Consider the following 15327-nt stretch of genomic DNA (forward strand, 5'->3'; position numbering starts at 1 on the left):
GGGTCATGCTGCGAAGCACCGAACAGGTGTCGCAGCCATCATCCGGACAGAAAGGATCACATGCTCAGCTCGGAGCAGTTTCGCGCACACTTTCCCGCGTTGCAGCGCCACGTCTGGCTGGACACACCAGCCAGCCCGCCGGCAGCGCTCGGTGTCGTGCGAGCGCTGCAGTCCGCCATGGACGCGTGGCTGTACGGGGAGTTCGACTGGGCGGAGTGGGACCGCGCACCCGCCGCGAGCAAGGGTTCCATCGCCCGGCTGCTGGGCATCGCCGAGGAGCAGATCGCCCTCATGGGCTCAGTCGCCGAAGCAGCCGCGACCGTCGCCAAGTCACTGCCGCCCGGCCGGATCATCGTGCCCGCCCAAGAGTTCCGCAGCAACCTGTTTCCCTGGCAGCAACTGGAGCGGACCGGCCACGAGATAGTCCTGATACCGGCCCGGGATGGCCGCACCCGCACCGAGGACATCGTGGCCGCTCTCGACACGCGCACCGTCCTGCTCGCCATCAGCGATGTGCTGTCGGTCGACGGCCACCGAGCCGACCTCATGGCGCTGCGCCAGGCCACGAACGATGTGGGTGCCCGTCTGTTCGTCGATGCGACCCAGTCACTTGGTGCCCTCCGCCTCGACATGGGCAAGGTAGGCCCCGACTACCTCGCAGTGCACGGCTACAAATGGATGCTGTGCCCCCGCGGCACCGCCTGGCTGGCGACCACGCCGGAGCTGACCGAGGAACTCATCCCCCTGCTGCCGAGCTGGAAGTCGACCGACCCGCCGCATCGATACTTCGGCGGACCGTTCGTCCCCGCCCGCGGCGCCGCCCGCTGTGACACCTCGCCGGCCTGGCTGTCCTGGATCGGCGCCCTGCCCGCGCTCGACCTCCTGCTCGACCTCGACGCCGAGCAGGTCGAACGGCACTGTGTACAGCTCGCCGCCGACTTTCGCGCCCGCGCGATCGACGCCGGCGCCGCCGTCGGCAGCGGCCAGAGCCACATCGCCGTGGTGCGCGTGACCGATCCAGCCGCGGTCAGCGCCCAACTGGCACGAGACGGTGTACGGGCGACTTTGCTCGGCGACCGACTCCGAGTCGGCTTCCATTACTTCAACAACAACTCCGATGTCGAGAGGGCCGCGAGCGCCCTGCGAGGTGAATCCACGCTGTGATGAGGTTCCCTGCTCCCACCGAATCCCTCAAGGACATCATCGCCATGGCGGCCGCCACCCGGCGCGCCCACCTGCGCGACCACCTCGCCCGACTGGGCTTGCGCGGAGCCCTGGTGTACTCCCGCCGACGGTCGGCCGTCACGTGGCTGACCGGATACGCGCCAGGATTCATCTCCAACAGCGCGGCACTGTGGATGCCCACCACAGGTGAGCCCGTGCTGGGCGTGGAATTCCCCTTCGAGGTGGAGCGCGCCCAACACAGCGGGCTGCACACGGTCCCCATGTCCTCACCGCTCGACCTGATCCCGGCCGACGTCGAAAGGATCGGCCTCCTGGCCGGCGACCTCGTCATCGACGAGAGAACCCCCGCCCTGCTAGAGGGGCTGAGGAGCCGGAACATCGACCCTGTCGATCTGGTCGCGTGGGCCGCAGAAGCACGCCAGCACAAGACCGACCCCGAACGACAGCTCCTCACACACGCCGCACACATCGGCGACCTGGCGCTACGCGCCGCGGGAGACGTGGCGGTTCCCGGCATGAGTGACTACGAGATCGCCGCACGGGTCGAGGCAGCGGCGCGCGCCGCAGGGGCGCTGCGCTGCCTGTGCCTGGTCGGCATCGGAGACGGCGCGGTGATCACCGAGGCGACCGGCGCCGTGGTCGCTCCAGGCCAGCCAGTCGGCCTGGAGGTCAGCCTGTACGCCGCGGGCGCGTTCATGCACGTCAACACCACCCTTCCCCCGATCCCGTCACGCCCTGTGGATCACCGGGCAATCGCCGCGTGCCGGGCGGCACGGACGGCGCTGATCGACGCGCTGCGCCCCGGCAACACCGTGGACGCGGTCGTCACGGCCGGCGACACCATGTTGGCCGAACATGCGCTACTCGCCTTCAAGGAGTACGACTTCGGCCACGGCCTGGGCTGCGACACCCCCGAGCACCCACGCCTGCTCCACGGCACAGGTCGGACCGTCACCGCAGGTGCCGTCGTCGCCGTCCACGTAGCAGTGCGTCGTCCTGGCGGGGAGACCGCGATGATCGGCGGCCCCGTCTTCATCACCGAGGACGGAGCACGCGAACTCTGTCCGGACGCGGTCTGGACATGAAGCGTTACCCCTGAGCGCAAGTACCGTACGTATCAGATGAGGTAATCATGTTGTCAAATCAGCCACTCCACGAGTCACAGATCATCCAGTTCGTGGCGAACCGTAGCGGAGATGATCAACAAGAACCGTGGAACGCGAGAACCCCCAGGTCAGGCCTCGATACGTTGGATTTTCGCCGTTTGCTACGGGGACTCCTCGAGGCGTCGCGGTCACGCCTGACGAGCGCCTACAAAGCTTGACCCCGCGTGCGACACGCGCCGCTGACCAGCCGCGCACCTGCTGATGTGAGCGCAGCGTTACCGCTGGGGAACTGCAGGGACATGTGGAGGCAACAGACCGAGACTAATTATCTGTCAATCGACAGAAATTGCCCCCTCGGGAGTGCCCATGGCGTCTTCACCTTCCGCCGACGAGAGCGTCCTCGAAAAGTTCGGCTACCGGCAGGAACTGCACCGCAGCATGGGCCGCTACGCCTCGTTCGCGGCCGGTTTCTCCTTCATCTCGGTCCTCACCACGGTCTTCCAGTTCTTCGGCCTCGGCTTCTCCTTCGGCGGCCCGGCGTTCTTCTGGACCTGGCCGCTGGTGCTGGCCGGCCAGCTCATGGTCGCGCTCTGCTTCGCGGAACTGGCCGCGCGCTACCCGATCTCGGGGGCCATCTACCAGTGGTCCAGCCGCATGGGTAGTCCCACGTTCGGCTGGTTCGCCGGCTGGATCATGGTGCTCGGCCAGGTCGTGGTGATCGCCGCCGCGGCGCTGGCCCTGCAGGTCGTGCTCCCGGCCATCTGGCCGGGCTTCCAGCTGATCGGCACCGACCCCTCGCCGGTGTCGGCGGACGGCGCGGCCAACGCCGCGCTGTTCGGCCTGCTCCTGCTCGCCGTCACCACCGCGGTCAACCTGCTCGACAACAAGATCATGGCCCGGGTCAACGTCGTCGGGGTCACCGCCGAGATCATCGGCGCCGTCCTCATCGTCGTCCTGCTGCTCACCCACGCCGACCGCTCGCCCACCATCACCTTCGAGACGGGCCTGCCCGGCGGCGCCTTCGCCGCGCTGCTGGTGGCCGCCTTCGCCGCGTCCTATGTGTTCATCGGCTTCGACAGCGCGGGCGAGCTGAGCGAGGAGACCCGCAAGGCGTCCACCGTCGCGCCGCGCACGATCATCACCGCGCTCGGCGCGGCCGGGCTGCTCGCCTGCCTGATCGTCTTCGCCGCGCTGCTGGCCGCGCCGAGCCTCACCGACGGCCACCTGGCCACCGAGGGCCTGTCCTACGTGCTGACCAGCACCCTCGGCGACGGCGTGGGCAAACTGCTGCTGGCCGACGTCGTCGTGGCGATCTGCGTGGCGACGCTGGCGATCCAGACCTCCGCGACCCGCATGCTCTTCTCTATGGCCCGCGACGGCGTGGTGCCCTTCGCCGCGCGGCTGGGGCGGGTCTCGCCCCGCAGCGGCATGCCGACCGGCCCCGCCCTGGTCACCGGCGTCCTGGCGGCCCTCGTCACGGCGATCAACTTCGTCTCGCCCGACGCCTTCGTCGCGATCGGCACCACCTGCATCGTGGCCCTGTACATCGCCTACGCGATGGTGACCGGGCCACTGCTGTGGCAGCGGCTGCGCGGGTTGTGGCGGGGCGGCGCCCCGGAGGGGGTGGACGAGAACGGCAAGCCGCTGTTCTCCCTGGGCCGCTGGGGCCTGCCGGTCAACGTGCTGGCCGTGGTCTACGGCGTCGGCATGGCGGTCAACCTGGCCTGGCCGCGGGCCGAGGTGTATGCCCCTGCCAGCGGTGAGTGGTATTTCCAGTGGTTCACGACGCTGTTCCTGGTCGTGGCGGTAGGGGCGGGCCTGCTGTATCGGCGCTCAGCCACCGCCAAGCAGCGCGCGGCCCAGCTCCCGCAGGTGGGCGAGGTCGCCCTCACCGACGCCGCCAACACGTAACGCGGCGTCGGCCACCGCCTCCGCCATCGCCTCGACCGCGAGGGCGGAGGCGTTCCTGCGGATCAGGATGACGCTCTCCACCACGGAGTAGACCAGGTCCGCGCGCATGTCACGCTCGTTCTGCGGCAGCTCGGCGGTGATCGGTGCGAGCAGTCCGGCGTAGGCCTGCTTGAGCGCGGTCCGCAACTCCTGGAAGTCGAGGAACCGGTCGGCTTCGGGCAGCAGGTAGAGGGCGCCCAGATTGTGCTCGCCGGAGCAGAGCAGCGCCGCGTCGCGGTGCGCCAGCGCCCACAGCCGCGCCCCCGCGGGCGCGTCGGAGGCGGCAAGCAGGCGCGCGGCCTCCAGCGACGGCCGCACCGTGCTCTCCAGCAACTCGGCGAGCAGCTCTTCCTTGCCCTTGAAGTAGTGGTAGAGAGTCGCCTGCCGGACCCCGGCGCGCTCGGCCACCTCCCGGGTGGTGGTGGCGCTGTAGCCGTTGGACGTGAACAGCTCCGCCGCCGCCGCCAGGAGCTCCTCGCGCGAGGACAGGCCGGTCTCGGGCCGCGCGACGGCCCGTGGACGTCCTACCCCTCGTCTGGTCACGTACCGATCCTTCCACAGGCCGCGGACCCCTCCGTTTCACAGAAATGAAACAGCCGCGATTCGCGGGCGAAACGTCACGATCTTAATTTCTGTCAAGCGACAGAAAATAAAGGAGGAGCCCGATGGCGACAGCCACCACGTACGGCGCGCGTGAGCACGCCCGTGCCCAGGAGGGCACGGTGGTCCCGGCCATGCCACGCGTACCGGCCCCAGCAGGCCTGACCTGGTCGGAGACGGTCGCGGGCGGCAACTACACGCACCGCGCTCTGGCCCGTGGCACGGAGCTGACGCTGACCGACGCGACCGGCGACGCATGCGCCCACCTGCTGCTCTACGTGACCGACCGGCCCTGGGAACGGCTCAACATCGCCGACACCATCAAGGTCCTGTGGAACGCCTACCCCGGCGCGGGGCACCTGCTGCTGTCCGACCAGGGCCGGGTGCTGGCCTCGGTGCTGGAGTCGACCGCGCCCGCCGACACCCTGTGCGGCGTCTCCACGCTGCGTCGCAACACCGAACGCTACGGCGACGGCGCCCCGCAGAGCAGCTCGCCCGCCGGGCGGGAGCTGTTCACGCTGGCCGCGGCCAAGCACGGACTGAGCCCGCGCGACCTGCCGCCCTCCATCTCCTTCTTCCAGGGCGTCCGCGTCGATCCCGAGTCGGGACGCCTGGAGTTCACCGGCTCGGCGGGCCCCGGCGCGAGCATCACGCTCCGCCTGGAGATGCCGGTAACCGTCCTCATCGCCAACGCCGCCCACCCGATCGACCCTCGTCCCGGCTACCACTGTGGCCCGCTGGAGGTCGCCGCTTCGCCCGGCAGGCCGACCGCGCCCGGTGACCCGCTCTGGGCAGCCACTCCTGAAGGCCGCCGCGCTTTCGAGAACACCGCCGACCACCTCACCGCCAGGGGCATGTGATGACCGACGTGACCGTTCCCGCCCGGGCTCCCTGGTCCTCGGTGGTCCGGGCCGGCCGGCACCTGACCATCACCGACCTCGGCGGCAACCAGGCCGTCGACTGCCTGATCTACGACGCCCACGACACCGCCGTGCGCTACAGCGCCCAGGACACCGTCCACGCCCAGGGCGGCGTCTTCCTGACCACCGGCACCGTGCTGCTGTCCAACGAGCACACACCGTTGCTGACCGTCGTCGAGGACACCTGCGGCCGGCACGACACGCTCGGCGGCGCCTGCTCCAAGGAGTCCAACACCCTGCGCTACGGCCAGCACACCTGGTCCCAGCACGCCTGTGTGGAGAACTTCCTGGCCGAGGGCCTGCGGCACGGCCTGGGCAAACGCGACCTGGTCAGCAACATCAACTGGTTCATGAACGTCCCGGTGGAGGCCGACGGCGTCCTCGGCATCGTGGACGGCATCTCCGCCCCCGGCCTGCGGGTGACGCTGCGCGCCGAGACCGACGTCCTGGTGCTCATCTCCAACTGCCCGCAGGTCAACAACCCGTGCAACGGCTTCGACCCGACCCCGGTGAGGATCACGATCCAGTGAGCATGACCCTTCTGGTCTCCAACCGGGGCGAGATCGCCGTCAGGATCATCCGCACCGCCCGCCGGATGGGCCTGCGGACCGTCGCGGTCTACTCCGACCCCGACCGCGGCGCCGCGCACGTCCGGCTGGCCGACCATGCCGTACGGCTCGGCCCCGCGCCAGCCAAGGACAGCTACCTCGACGCCGACCGGGTGCTGGAGGCCGCGATCGCCTCCGGCGCCGACGGGCTCCACCCCGGCTACGGCTTCCTGTCGGAGGACGCCGCCTTCGCGCGCCGGGTCGAGGCGGCCGGCATGGCGTTCGTCGGCCCCACCCCGGAGCAGCTGGAGCTGTTCGGCGCCAAGCACACCGCCCGCGCCGCGGCCCACGCGGCGGGCGTCCCGCTGCTGCCCGGCACCGAACTCCTCGCCGACCTGGCGGACGCGCGCAGCGCCGCCGAGCGGATCGGCTACCCGGTGATGCTCAAAGCCACCGGAGGCGGCGGCGGGATCGGGATGCGGGCCTGCCGCGACGCGGCCGAGCTGGCCGAGGCGTGGGAGAGCGTGCAGCACGTGGCCGCGGCCAACTTCGCCACCGCCGGAGTGTTCCTTGAGCGGCTCGTCGAAGGTGCCCGCCATGTCGAGGTGCAGGTGTTCGGCGACGGCCGGGGGCGCGTCGTGGCCCTCGGCGACCGGGACTGCTCGCTGCAGCGCCGCAACCAGAAGGTGCTGGAGGAGGCGCCCGCCCCCGGCCTGCCCGACTCGGTACGCGACCTGCTGGCCGACAGCGCGGTTCGACTGTGCGAGTCCATCGGCTACCGATCGGCCGGGACGGTCGAGTTCATCTACGACCCCGTGCGGCGCCTGCCGTACTTCCTGGAGGTCAACACCCGCCTGCAGGTCGAGCACCCGGTGACCGAGGCACGCTACGGCGTCGACCTGGTCGAATGGATGCTGCGGCTGGCGCAGGGGGACGGCTCGCCGCTGGAGGCGGGAGTGCCGCGGCCGCGCGGCCACGCGGTCGAGGCGCGCGTCTACGCGGAGAATCCGAGCAAGGACCACCGGCCGAGCGCCGGGCTGCTCACCCGGGTGGACTTCCCCGCCGACGTCCGCGTGGACACCTGGATCGAGACCGGGACCGTGGTCACCACCTCCTACGACCCCATGCTGGCCAAGGTGATCGCGTACGGGCCCGACCGCGAGACGGCGCTGGCCAGGCTGGGCACGGCCCTCGCGGGCACCCGGATCGACGGCGTCGAGACCAACCTCGCCCTGCTGCGGGCGGTCGTCGAGGACCCCGCCGTACTGGCGGCCACGCACCACACCGCCACCCTCGCCGGGATCGGCGACGACTCGCGGCGCATCGAGGTCATCCGGCCCGGCGTGCTGACCACGGTCCAGGACTGGCCGGGCCGCACCGGCTACTGGCAGGTGGGCGTGCCGCCGTCGGGCCCGATGGACGACCGCTCCTTCCGCCTGGGCAACCAGGCGCTCGGCAACGAGCCGGGCGCACCGGGGCTGGAGTGCACTCTGCAGGGTTCGGCGCTGCGCTTCACCCACGCCACCACGCTCTGCGTGACCGGCGCGCCCGCTCCCGTCACCCTCGACGGCACGCCCATCCCGATGTGGGAGACGGTGACCGTCGCGGCGGGCGCCACGCTCGACATCGGCGCCCCGCCGACCGGCATGCGCACCTACCTGCTGGTCGCCGGAGGCCTGGACGTGCCCGCCTACCTGGGCAGCGCCGCCACCTTCACGCTCGGCAACTTCGGCGGTCACGGCGGGCGGGCACTGCGCGCGGGCGACGTGCTGCGCGGCGGTACGGTCCGCCGGGGGCTCACCGGAACCACCGGAGCCTGGCAGCCGGGCACCTGGGAGATCGGCGTCGTGGAGGGGCCGCACGCCGCGCCCGAGTTCTTCACCGACGACGACATCGCCGACCTCTACGCCACCACATGGAAGGTGCACCACAACTCGGCACGTACCGGCGTCCGGCTCATCGGCCCCAAACCGCGCTGGGCCCGGCCCGACGGCGGCGAGGCGGGACTGCACCCGTCGAACATCCACGACACCCCCTACTCCGTCGGGGCGATCGACTTCACCGGCGACATGCCGGTCATCCTCGGACCCGACGGGCCCTCGCTGGGCGGCTTCGTCTGCCCCGCCACCGTCGTGACGGGCGAGCGATGGAAACTCGGCCAGCTGCGGCCGGGTGACACGCTGCGCTTCGTCCGCCTGCCCTCAACGGTCGGCCGGCCCGGTGACGGAGGAGTGCTGGCCCGCCGGGGTGACGTCACCTACCGGCGGAGCGGCGACGACAACCTCCTCGTCGAGTTCGGCCCCATGGAGCTCGACCTGGCCCTGCGCATGCGGGTGCACGCCCTCGCCGAGGCGGTGGCGGCGACCCGGCTGACCGGCATCGTGGACATCACCCCCGGCATCCGCTCGCTCCAGGTCCACCTCGATCCGACCGTACTGGCGCAGGAGCGGCTGCTGGACGTACTGATGGAGCTCGAAGCCGGGCTGCCACCCGTCGACGAGATGGTGGTCCCCTCGCGTACGGTGCACCTGCCGCTGTCGTGGGACGACCCGGCGACACGCGAGGCGATCGAACGCTACATGGCGGGTGTACGGGACGACGCTCCCTGGTGCCCGTGGAACATCGAGTTCATCCGCCGGATCAACGGGCTCGACAGTGTGCAGGACGTCTACGACACCGTCTTCGACGCCGAATACCTCGTGCTCGGACTCGGCGACGTCTACTTGGGCGCGCCGGTGGCCACCCCGCTCGACCCTCGGCACCGGCTGGTCACCACCAAGTACAACCCGGCCAGGACCTGGACCGCGGAGAACTCCGTCGGCATCGGCGGCGCCTACCTGTGCGTCTACGGCATGGAGGGGCCCGGCGGGTACCAGTTCGTCGGCCGCACGGTCCAGGTCTGGTCGACCTACGGGCAGGGCACGCCCTGGCTGCTGCGCTTCTTCGACCGCATCCGCTGGTACCCGGTCGGCGCGCAGGAACTGCTCGACCTGCGGGCGGACATGGCGGCCGGGCGGCTGGAGCTGAAGATCGAGGACGGCTCGTTCTCGCTGGCCGACTATCGCCACTTCCTGGACGCCCACTCGCCGTCCATCGCCGCCTTCCGGGAACAGCAGGCCGCGGCCTTCGCCACCGAGCGGGCCGCCTGGGAGGCCGCCGGCGAGTTCGCCCGGGACTCCGAGCCCGCCGACGCGCCACCCGCCTCGGCGGAGGTTCTCGCGGGCGGGGTGGTGGCCGAGTTCGCGGCCGGTGTCTGGCAGGTGGCCGTCACGGCCGGCGAACGGGTCGAGGCGGGAGACAAGCTGGTCGTGCTGGAGGCGATGAAGATGGAGTCGGTGGTGGTGGCCCCGGTGACCGGGGTGGTGGAGCGGGTCCTGGTCAAACCCGGCGACCAGGTCGATGCCGGGACCGCGCTGGTCGTGATGAGAGGAGAGCGGGCGTGACCACGCAGGATGGATGCGGCGCGGCGGCCGCGGTCGACAGGGTACGGCGAGCCTATGCCCGCATCGCCGAGGTGGACCGGCCCGAGGTATGGATCGCTCTGCGCCCGCAGGAGGAGACCGAGGCGGAGGCCGCCGCGATCGACCCTGCCCTGCCCCTGGCCGGGACGCTCTTCGCGGTCAAGGGCAACATCGACGTCGCGGGCCTGCCCACCACGGCGGGCTGTCCCTCCTACGCCTACCCGCCCGAGCGGGACGCCGAGGTGGTGGCCCGGCTGCGCGCGGCGGGCTCGGTACTGCTCGGCACGACCAACCTCGACCAGTTCGCCACCGGGCTGGTCGGGACGCGCAGCCCTTATGGGGCGGTCCGCAATGCCCTTGACCCCTCCTATGTCTCGGGCGGATCCAGCTCCGGGAGCGCGGTCGCGGTCGCGCTCGGGATCGTGGACTTCGCGCTCGGCACCGACACCGCGGGGTCCGGGCGGGTCCCGGCGGCCTTCAACGGGATCGTGGGGCTGAAGCCGACCTACGGCCTCATCCCCACCGAGGGCGTCGTGCCCGCCTGCGAAAGCCTCGACTGCGTCACCGTCTTCGCCCGCTCCCTGCCCGAGGCCCGCCGCGCCTTCGCCGTCATGGCCGCCGCGCCGGTGACGGCGTCGCCCGGCCGACCGGCGACGGGGTCGGCTGGAGAGGCGGCCGTGGGGTCGGTCTTGGGGTCGGCCGGTGAGGTGGCCGGGCCGCCCAGACGGCCGGGGCCCTGGCGGGTGGCCGTGCCGGCGGTGGACGCGCTCGGCGAGCTCGACCCCGGCTGGGCGACGGCCTTCGAGCGCGCCGCCCGCTCGTTCCGCGACGTGGAACTGCTCCCGATCGATCCCGCTCCCTTCCTGCGGGCCGCCGACCTGCTCTACCAGGGCGCCTTCGTCGCCGAGCGCTACCACGCGGTCGGCGAGTTCGTCGCCAAGGGCGGTCCCGACCTGGACCCCACCGTCGCGGGGATCATCATGTCCGCCGCCGCGCTCCCCGCGCACCGCCTGTTCGCCGACCGGGAAACCCTCGCGGGCCTGCGAGCCCAGGCCATGGCGAATCTCGGGGAAGCGGACGCCCTCCTGCTGCCCACGGCCCCCGGCCATCCGACGCTCGCCGAGGTGGCGGCCGAGCCTTTGGCCGCCAACTCCCGACTCGGCCGCTTCACCAACTCCACCAACCTGTTCGGCATGTCCGCCCTGGCCGTACCGGCCGGCACGGTCGGCGGGCGACCGTTCGGCGTGATGCTGCTGGGCCGTGCACACGCCGACGACCACCTGGCGGCGGTCGCCGAAACGCTCAGCCTGCCGCTGCGCCTGGCCGTCGTGGGCGCTCACCTCAGCGGCCAGCCGCTCAATCACCAGCTGACCGAACGCGGCGCCAGCCTCGTCGTCACCACCACCACCGCCTCGGCCTACCGCCTGTACGCCCTGCCGACCACCCCGCCCAAGCCGGGCCTCGTCCGTACGGCCGAGGGCGGAGCGCCGATCGAGGTCGAGGTGTGGGAACTACCACCCGACGGCCTGGGCGACCTGCTCGCCGGGATTCCCCGGCCGCTCGCGCTCGGCCAGGTCGAACTGGCCGACGGCAGCACGGTGACCGGCTTCGTGTGCACGCCGGAGGGCCTGGCCGGTGCGACCGACATCACGGCGCACGGCGGCTGGCGAGCCTACCTGGCAGCGAGGTGAGCGGTACGACGTCGGCGTAACCCGGTTGGTGACCCGCGGCTGATTCCGCCACGCTTGGCGGATGGCGTACGGGAAGAAGGGCGGGGCCAGGCTGCCGGTGGTGGAGCTGAGCGACCGCCGTGCCCTGGAACGCTGGCGGCCGGCCGACGAGGAGACGACGGCACGGGCGCCTTCGGTGTCGGATCGTGAATGCGATGACCGTCACCACCCCCACGTCGTCGGGAGAATCCTGAAGAGGCCCGCCCCGTACAACCCCCGCTGGAGTTACCACTACAACCCCGACACGGTCGACTTCTTCGACGTGTCCATCGAAGTATGCGTCGCCACCTTCCCCTACGTTGAAGAGCATCTGGACGAGGCGGGCGGCGCGTTCCTGCCCGGACTCGTGTTCTGCCCGTGGACGTCGCGGCTGGTCCGAGAACTGCCCGCACCCTGACCACGCCCACCACCACCCGTCAACCAGGCCGATGCCTGCCGCGGCCAGGACCCGGTGACCACCGAGCAGTCCATAGCCATCGAGCCAGATGTCGTCGTCGGAGAGTCCGATGAGCTTCTTGTTCGGGTCATCGAAGTCGGCCCCGCCCACCACGACGGGCACGTCGTGGTGGGCGGGGCGCATTCACCTGCGGAAACGGAGCACGCGCGGTCGCTTATCACGAGCATGGTAAAAAGGTCACGTGTCGATCGACCGATGAATTATCACGGCCAGCCCACCGCCTGGTAACGCTTCGCCGACCGCCTCCGCGGGCTCGTCGGCGTCCTGGACGTCTGGCTCCTCGCCGCCGCTGGTGAGCCCGTGCCCGCACACCCCCGCGTGCCCGCCGCCAGCGCCACATGGCCGCGAAGAGGGGCGTTCCTGACTTGCCGGCAGCGCCTGTGCGCTCTGCCTGCACCCATCTGACCAGCGCGGACGCCTCCCGCCAATCCCAGAGAGGAGTGACCCGGTCCCATCGCGGCCCGTGGAACCGCCGTCCGCCCGAGCGTCTCGGGTAGGCCGCCGTGCCACCCGCCCGAGATGAACGGGACGATCAGGCGGAAATCTCCATCAGCCGAAACCGATCAGGAGGGACGACCACCTCGTGAGTCATCGAGGCGAACTGGGTCCCTACGAGGGAGTCCGCGGCGGCCGATCGACGCATTTGAAATGTCGCGGATATTGGCGGAATTCTCGCGACATCGTCACGACAGGCCAGCGAAAGCGGCGCATGGCAGACTTCGCCCTGTCAGGGTGTCTCGCCAATGCGGAGGAATATCGATGCAATCGTCAAAGCGATTCGTCGGCACGCTCGTGATTTGTGTTGGGGCCGCCCTTGCTGCGGCAGCATCCCCGGTCGTCGCCTCTGCGGAGGTCGCGACCACAGAAAAGGCAAGCATGGTCGCCACTGTGAGAAGTTATCTGTGCGGCTGGGACAAGCAGGGCTGCATTGATGTGAGAAACAATATGGCCGAGGACGGCTGCACAGTCGGCCCTATCAGGTTCTCTCTGCGAACCGGCTACTCCTTCGACTTTTGGTGCCGAGAGATTCGCCGGCCCAGCTCATCACCCCCACACTCACCGGCATTCGCTGCGGCCTGCCCATCTCCAGCGCCCTGGCCCTGGAGTTCGGCTGTTCTCCTGCACGATGGCTAAGTGGTCCTGCCCGTAAGTTCTTTGAGGGTCAGTCGCTGAGGTAGAGGCCGCAGGCGCGCAGTCGAGGGCTTCTTGCGGTGTGCCGGTGGGCAGGATCTGGTTCTCGCACTTGCCGCTGCTGGCGAGAGGTAGGCCGAGGCGGTGGCCGCCTTGCCGCGTGAGCGGGGCTATCCGGTCCCGTGGGTGTCGTGCTGGGAGAGCGGAACCTTCGAACTGCGCCGCACTCCCCATTCCGGGCTGGTGCGCCGCTGCCTGAGGTGTATCCCAGGCGTGGGGCGCGCGAAGATCGGCACCCCGCGTGTGGATCAAGGGCGCGGACACTATATGACGAACCTGCAGGTCGGGCACCGCTTGGTCACCGAACTGTCCTCAGGATCGTCGTGATCTGTCACGCTCGCGGGGCGCAATGCGCGTACGCCGTGATCTACGGCTCCAGGAAACATGCGTGAGCCAAAAAATCAAGAAAGCCCTGCACCTGCCACTGAACACGCTGGCAAGCCTTTGCGTCGCAGGTCAGAGCCCTGCCTCGATTCCGGCGACAATAAAGATGAAATATTCTCGGATATTCGGCCACGAGAATTCAACATCCGAACGGACCAATAGATCGGGGTACTTGCACATTCACTTACCAAAGGCGTAAAGAGAAGAAGGGCGCTCTACAATCGAATTGCCTGGCTAGTTTCGGCGCCCCAATGGAAATCGCGACAGCATGCCTTGCACCCCCATGAGAACTTGGTCAAAAGTTCAAAAACTGGGGCAATCATGTACACGAGTGGCCGTGCCCGCGTGACAAGAAGCGACCAAACCGGTGACAGGTGATGACGAACCCGCAGGACAACTAGATGACGAGTCTCAACTGACACGTCGTGGCATAATGTCCCTTCTCAATTGAGTTGGCGTGCGGGAGAAGGCGTGACCTGGTGGACGCCAAGTCGACTGAGACATTCAGGGTGATGGCCGTCTCAGGATCATGGCGTGTCAGGTCGAATATCTCAGATCACCTGGCGCGTGATCATGGAAAGCTGCGGTGCTCAACGCGGCTGTTGCAGGCACTGCGTCTGGTCCCTCGCCCTGGGGTCCGGCTGCGTGTCAGCGCCTTCCCTGCCAGGAGTAGAAGGCGCCCTCCAGGTGCTCGAAATAGTGATCGATGTGGTCTTCCGACCACTCCATGTCCTCGAGGATTGGGGCTGGATCGCCCTGCGGACTCCAGGCGTAGCCGTAGGGGCTGGCCAACGCCTCGCCTTGTTGGAAGACGACGACGCCGTGCTCGCGGCGGACCTCCTCAAAGTCCATCCCGCCGACGGTGCGGGGGCCGAGTCGGTCGCCGTCCCTCATTGTGCGGGCGAACGCCTCCATCTCTGCCGCCGAGCGGATAAATCGCTGGTCGTCGGTGCCGCGGAAGGCCACGATTGCTACTATCACGACGACCGCGGCTGTGAGGACGCCGACGAACGCCAAGGCTTTCGAACGTGAACCGCTGACTGTCATGTGGCCTCCGGCTGATCGTCGTGAACAATGGTTCGATGATCGTAAACGGACCAGCCGGGCTGCAGCCACCCGTGGCCGTGCACTCGAAGGTGTGTTGCTAGTGATCACGAAATTGCGAGGCCAGGGAACCATGCGTCCTTCTTCGTCGCGGTCTTAGCCTGGCGAAGGATCATCGCGGCATTCTTGCGCTCGTTCTCAATCCATAGATAAAGCGCGTCGCTTCGAAAAGCGCTCCAATTCTGGCCTGGCCTGGCATAGTCGCGGGCGACCGTTCGCCGGATCTCCGCGAGGAGGGCCGGCTCGACGCTGAAGATCATGCCTGGCCTCCGTGACAGGGCGAGGGCTCGCCAGACAGGCATGACAAGGAGACGGGTGAGGGCAACGACCTCGGGGTAACGTCCCGCTGCCTGCGCCGGGCCGTGTTGGTTCGTTGTCAGCTTCCAGTCCTGACCTGCCAGAGTGGCCATGCGCTTGCCGAAGCGCTCTTGATGGCGTCCCTCCCTTGTCCAACTGGAGAAGATGTAGTCCGCGTCGTGAAAGGCGGTCATGACGGCCTTTCGGCCAAAGCGTCGACACAGCCTGCGATCAGGGCCGAAGCGTTCTCGGCTGGTAGGACCTACGCGGGCTCGACCAGGCCGGATCGTTGAGGGCGGCCCCAGGGGTGTACATGACGAACGCGGCCCCTGATGATCGTTGGTTGTCTACGCCAGTCGATCAAGAACAGGGGCCGCGTTCGCGTGCCATCATC

Annotated in this window: 11 protein-coding genes; 8 read left to right on the forward strand and 3 right to left on the reverse strand. The window is 69.4% G+C overall.

The genetic code is table 11. The features are described 5' to 3' along the window. Positions 1–60: 60 nt before the first annotated feature. From AB0B91_RS60765 to AB0B91_RS60775, 3 genes are all read left to right on the forward strand, one after another. Positions 61–1164: an aminotransferase class V-fold PLP-dependent enzyme gene (locus AB0B91_RS60765; protein ID WP_358341690.1), complete on the forward strand. Its 1104-nt coding sequence runs from the start codon at positions 61–63 to the stop codon at positions 1162–1164. Next, positions 1164–2270 carry a M24 family metallopeptidase gene (locus tag AB0B91_RS60770; RefSeq protein WP_358341693.1) on the forward strand — a complete coding sequence of 369 codons (1107 nt, stop codon included), beginning with the start codon at positions 1164–1166 and terminating at the stop codon, positions 2268–2270. The genes AB0B91_RS60765 and AB0B91_RS60770 overlap by 1 nt, the downstream gene beginning before the upstream one ends. Before the next feature lie 387 nt (positions 2271–2657). Further along, positions 2658–4202: an amino acid permease gene (locus tag AB0B91_RS60775; RefSeq protein ID WP_358341696.1), complete on the forward strand. Its 1545-nt coding sequence runs from the start codon at positions 2658–2660 to the stop codon at positions 4200–4202. Here the strand turns inward: AB0B91_RS60775 and AB0B91_RS60780 are convergent. After that, complete coding sequence (locus tag AB0B91_RS60780) at positions 4125–4784, reverse strand: helix-turn-helix domain-containing protein (RefSeq protein ID WP_358038932.1); 660 nt, start codon at positions 4782–4784, stop codon at positions 4125–4127. The two genes, AB0B91_RS60775 and AB0B91_RS60780, sit on opposite strands and share 78 nt — an antisense overlap. Positions 4785–4906: 122 nt before the next feature. On the opposite strand from AB0B91_RS60780, the gene AB0B91_RS60785 reads away from it, so the two are divergent. The 5 genes from AB0B91_RS60785 (at position 4907) to AB0B91_RS60805 (ending at position 11897) form a co-directional block, all read left to right on the forward strand. Then, positions 4907–5701 carry an urea amidolyase associated protein UAAP1 gene (locus tag AB0B91_RS60785; protein WP_358341699.1) on the forward strand — a complete coding sequence of 265 codons (795 nt, stop codon included), beginning with the start codon at positions 4907–4909 and terminating at the stop codon, positions 5699–5701. Next, positions 5701–6291, forward strand: coding sequence for an urea amidolyase associated protein UAAP2 (locus AB0B91_RS60790; RefSeq protein ID WP_358038926.1), 591 nt, complete (start codon positions 5701–5703; stop codon positions 6289–6291). Before AB0B91_RS60785 ends, AB0B91_RS60790 begins: the two co-directional genes overlap by 1 nt. A gap of 2 nt (positions 6292–6293) precedes the next feature. After that, positions 6294–9752: a 5-oxoprolinase/urea amidolyase family protein gene (locus AB0B91_RS60795; protein ID WP_358341715.1), complete on the forward strand. Its 3459-nt coding sequence runs from the start codon at positions 6294–6296 to the stop codon at positions 9750–9752. Beyond that, positions 9749–11461 (forward strand): allophanate hydrolase, encoded by a 1713-nt coding sequence (locus tag AB0B91_RS60800; protein WP_358341701.1) that lies wholly within the window; start codon positions 9749–9751, stop codon positions 11459–11461. Before AB0B91_RS60795 ends, AB0B91_RS60800 begins: the two co-directional genes overlap by 4 nt. Positions 11462–11522: 61 nt before the next feature. After that, on the forward strand, positions 11523–11897 hold the full coding sequence (locus AB0B91_RS60805) for a calmodulin (RefSeq protein WP_358341703.1): 375 nt from the start codon (positions 11523–11525) through the stop codon (positions 11895–11897). A 2283-nt stretch (positions 11898–14180) separates the two neighbouring features. On the opposite strand, the gene AB0B91_RS60810 is transcribed toward AB0B91_RS60805, so the two are convergent. Together AB0B91_RS60810 and AB0B91_RS60815 are read right to left on the reverse strand one after the other, a co-directional pair. After that, on the reverse strand, positions 14181–14579 hold the full coding sequence (locus AB0B91_RS60810; RefSeq protein ID WP_358341705.1) for a hypothetical protein: 399 nt from the start codon (positions 14577–14579) through the stop codon (positions 14181–14183). A gap of 104 nt (positions 14580–14683) precedes the next feature. Continuing rightward, positions 14684–15127 (reverse strand): hypothetical protein, encoded by a 444-nt coding sequence (locus tag AB0B91_RS60815; RefSeq protein WP_358341708.1) that lies wholly within the window; start codon positions 15125–15127, stop codon positions 14684–14686. Positions 15128–15327: the final 200 nt, after the last annotated feature.

The organism is Nonomuraea sp. NPDC049141 (assembly GCF_040648415.1).
Classification (GTDB): domain Bacteria; phylum Actinomycetota; class Actinomycetes; order Streptosporangiales; family Streptosporangiaceae; genus Nonomuraea.

Coding starts and splice junctions, on each gene's coding strand:
- AB0B91_RS60795 (WP_358341715.1), top strand. CDS start 6,294: ATGACCCTTCTGGTCTCCAACCGGGGCGAGATCGCCGTCAGGATCATC.
- AB0B91_RS60805 (WP_358341703.1), top strand. CDS start 11,523: ATGGCGTACGGGAAGAAGGGCGGGGCCAGGCTGCCGGTGGTGGAGCTG.
- AB0B91_RS60765 (WP_358341690.1), top strand. CDS start 61: ATGCTCAGCTCGGAGCAGTTTCGCGCACACTTTCCCGCGTTGCAGCGC.
- AB0B91_RS60770 (WP_358341693.1), top strand. CDS start 1,164: ATGAGGTTCCCTGCTCCCACCGAATCCCTCAAGGACATCATCGCCATG.
- AB0B91_RS60775 (WP_358341696.1), top strand. CDS start 2,658: ATGGCGTCTTCACCTTCCGCCGACGAGAGCGTCCTCGAAAAGTTCGGC.
- AB0B91_RS60815 (WP_358341708.1), bottom strand. CDS start 15,127: ATGACCGCCTTTCACGACGCGGACTACATCTTCTCCAGTTGGACAAGG.
- AB0B91_RS60790 (WP_358038926.1), top strand. CDS start 5,701: ATGACCGACGTGACCGTTCCCGCCCGGGCTCCCTGGTCCTCGGTGGTC.
- AB0B91_RS60785 (WP_358341699.1), top strand. CDS start 4,907: ATGGCGACAGCCACCACGTACGGCGCGCGTGAGCACGCCCGTGCCCAG.
- AB0B91_RS60810 (WP_358341705.1), bottom strand. CDS start 14,579: ATGACAGTCAGCGGTTCACGTTCGAAAGCCTTGGCGTTCGTCGGCGTC.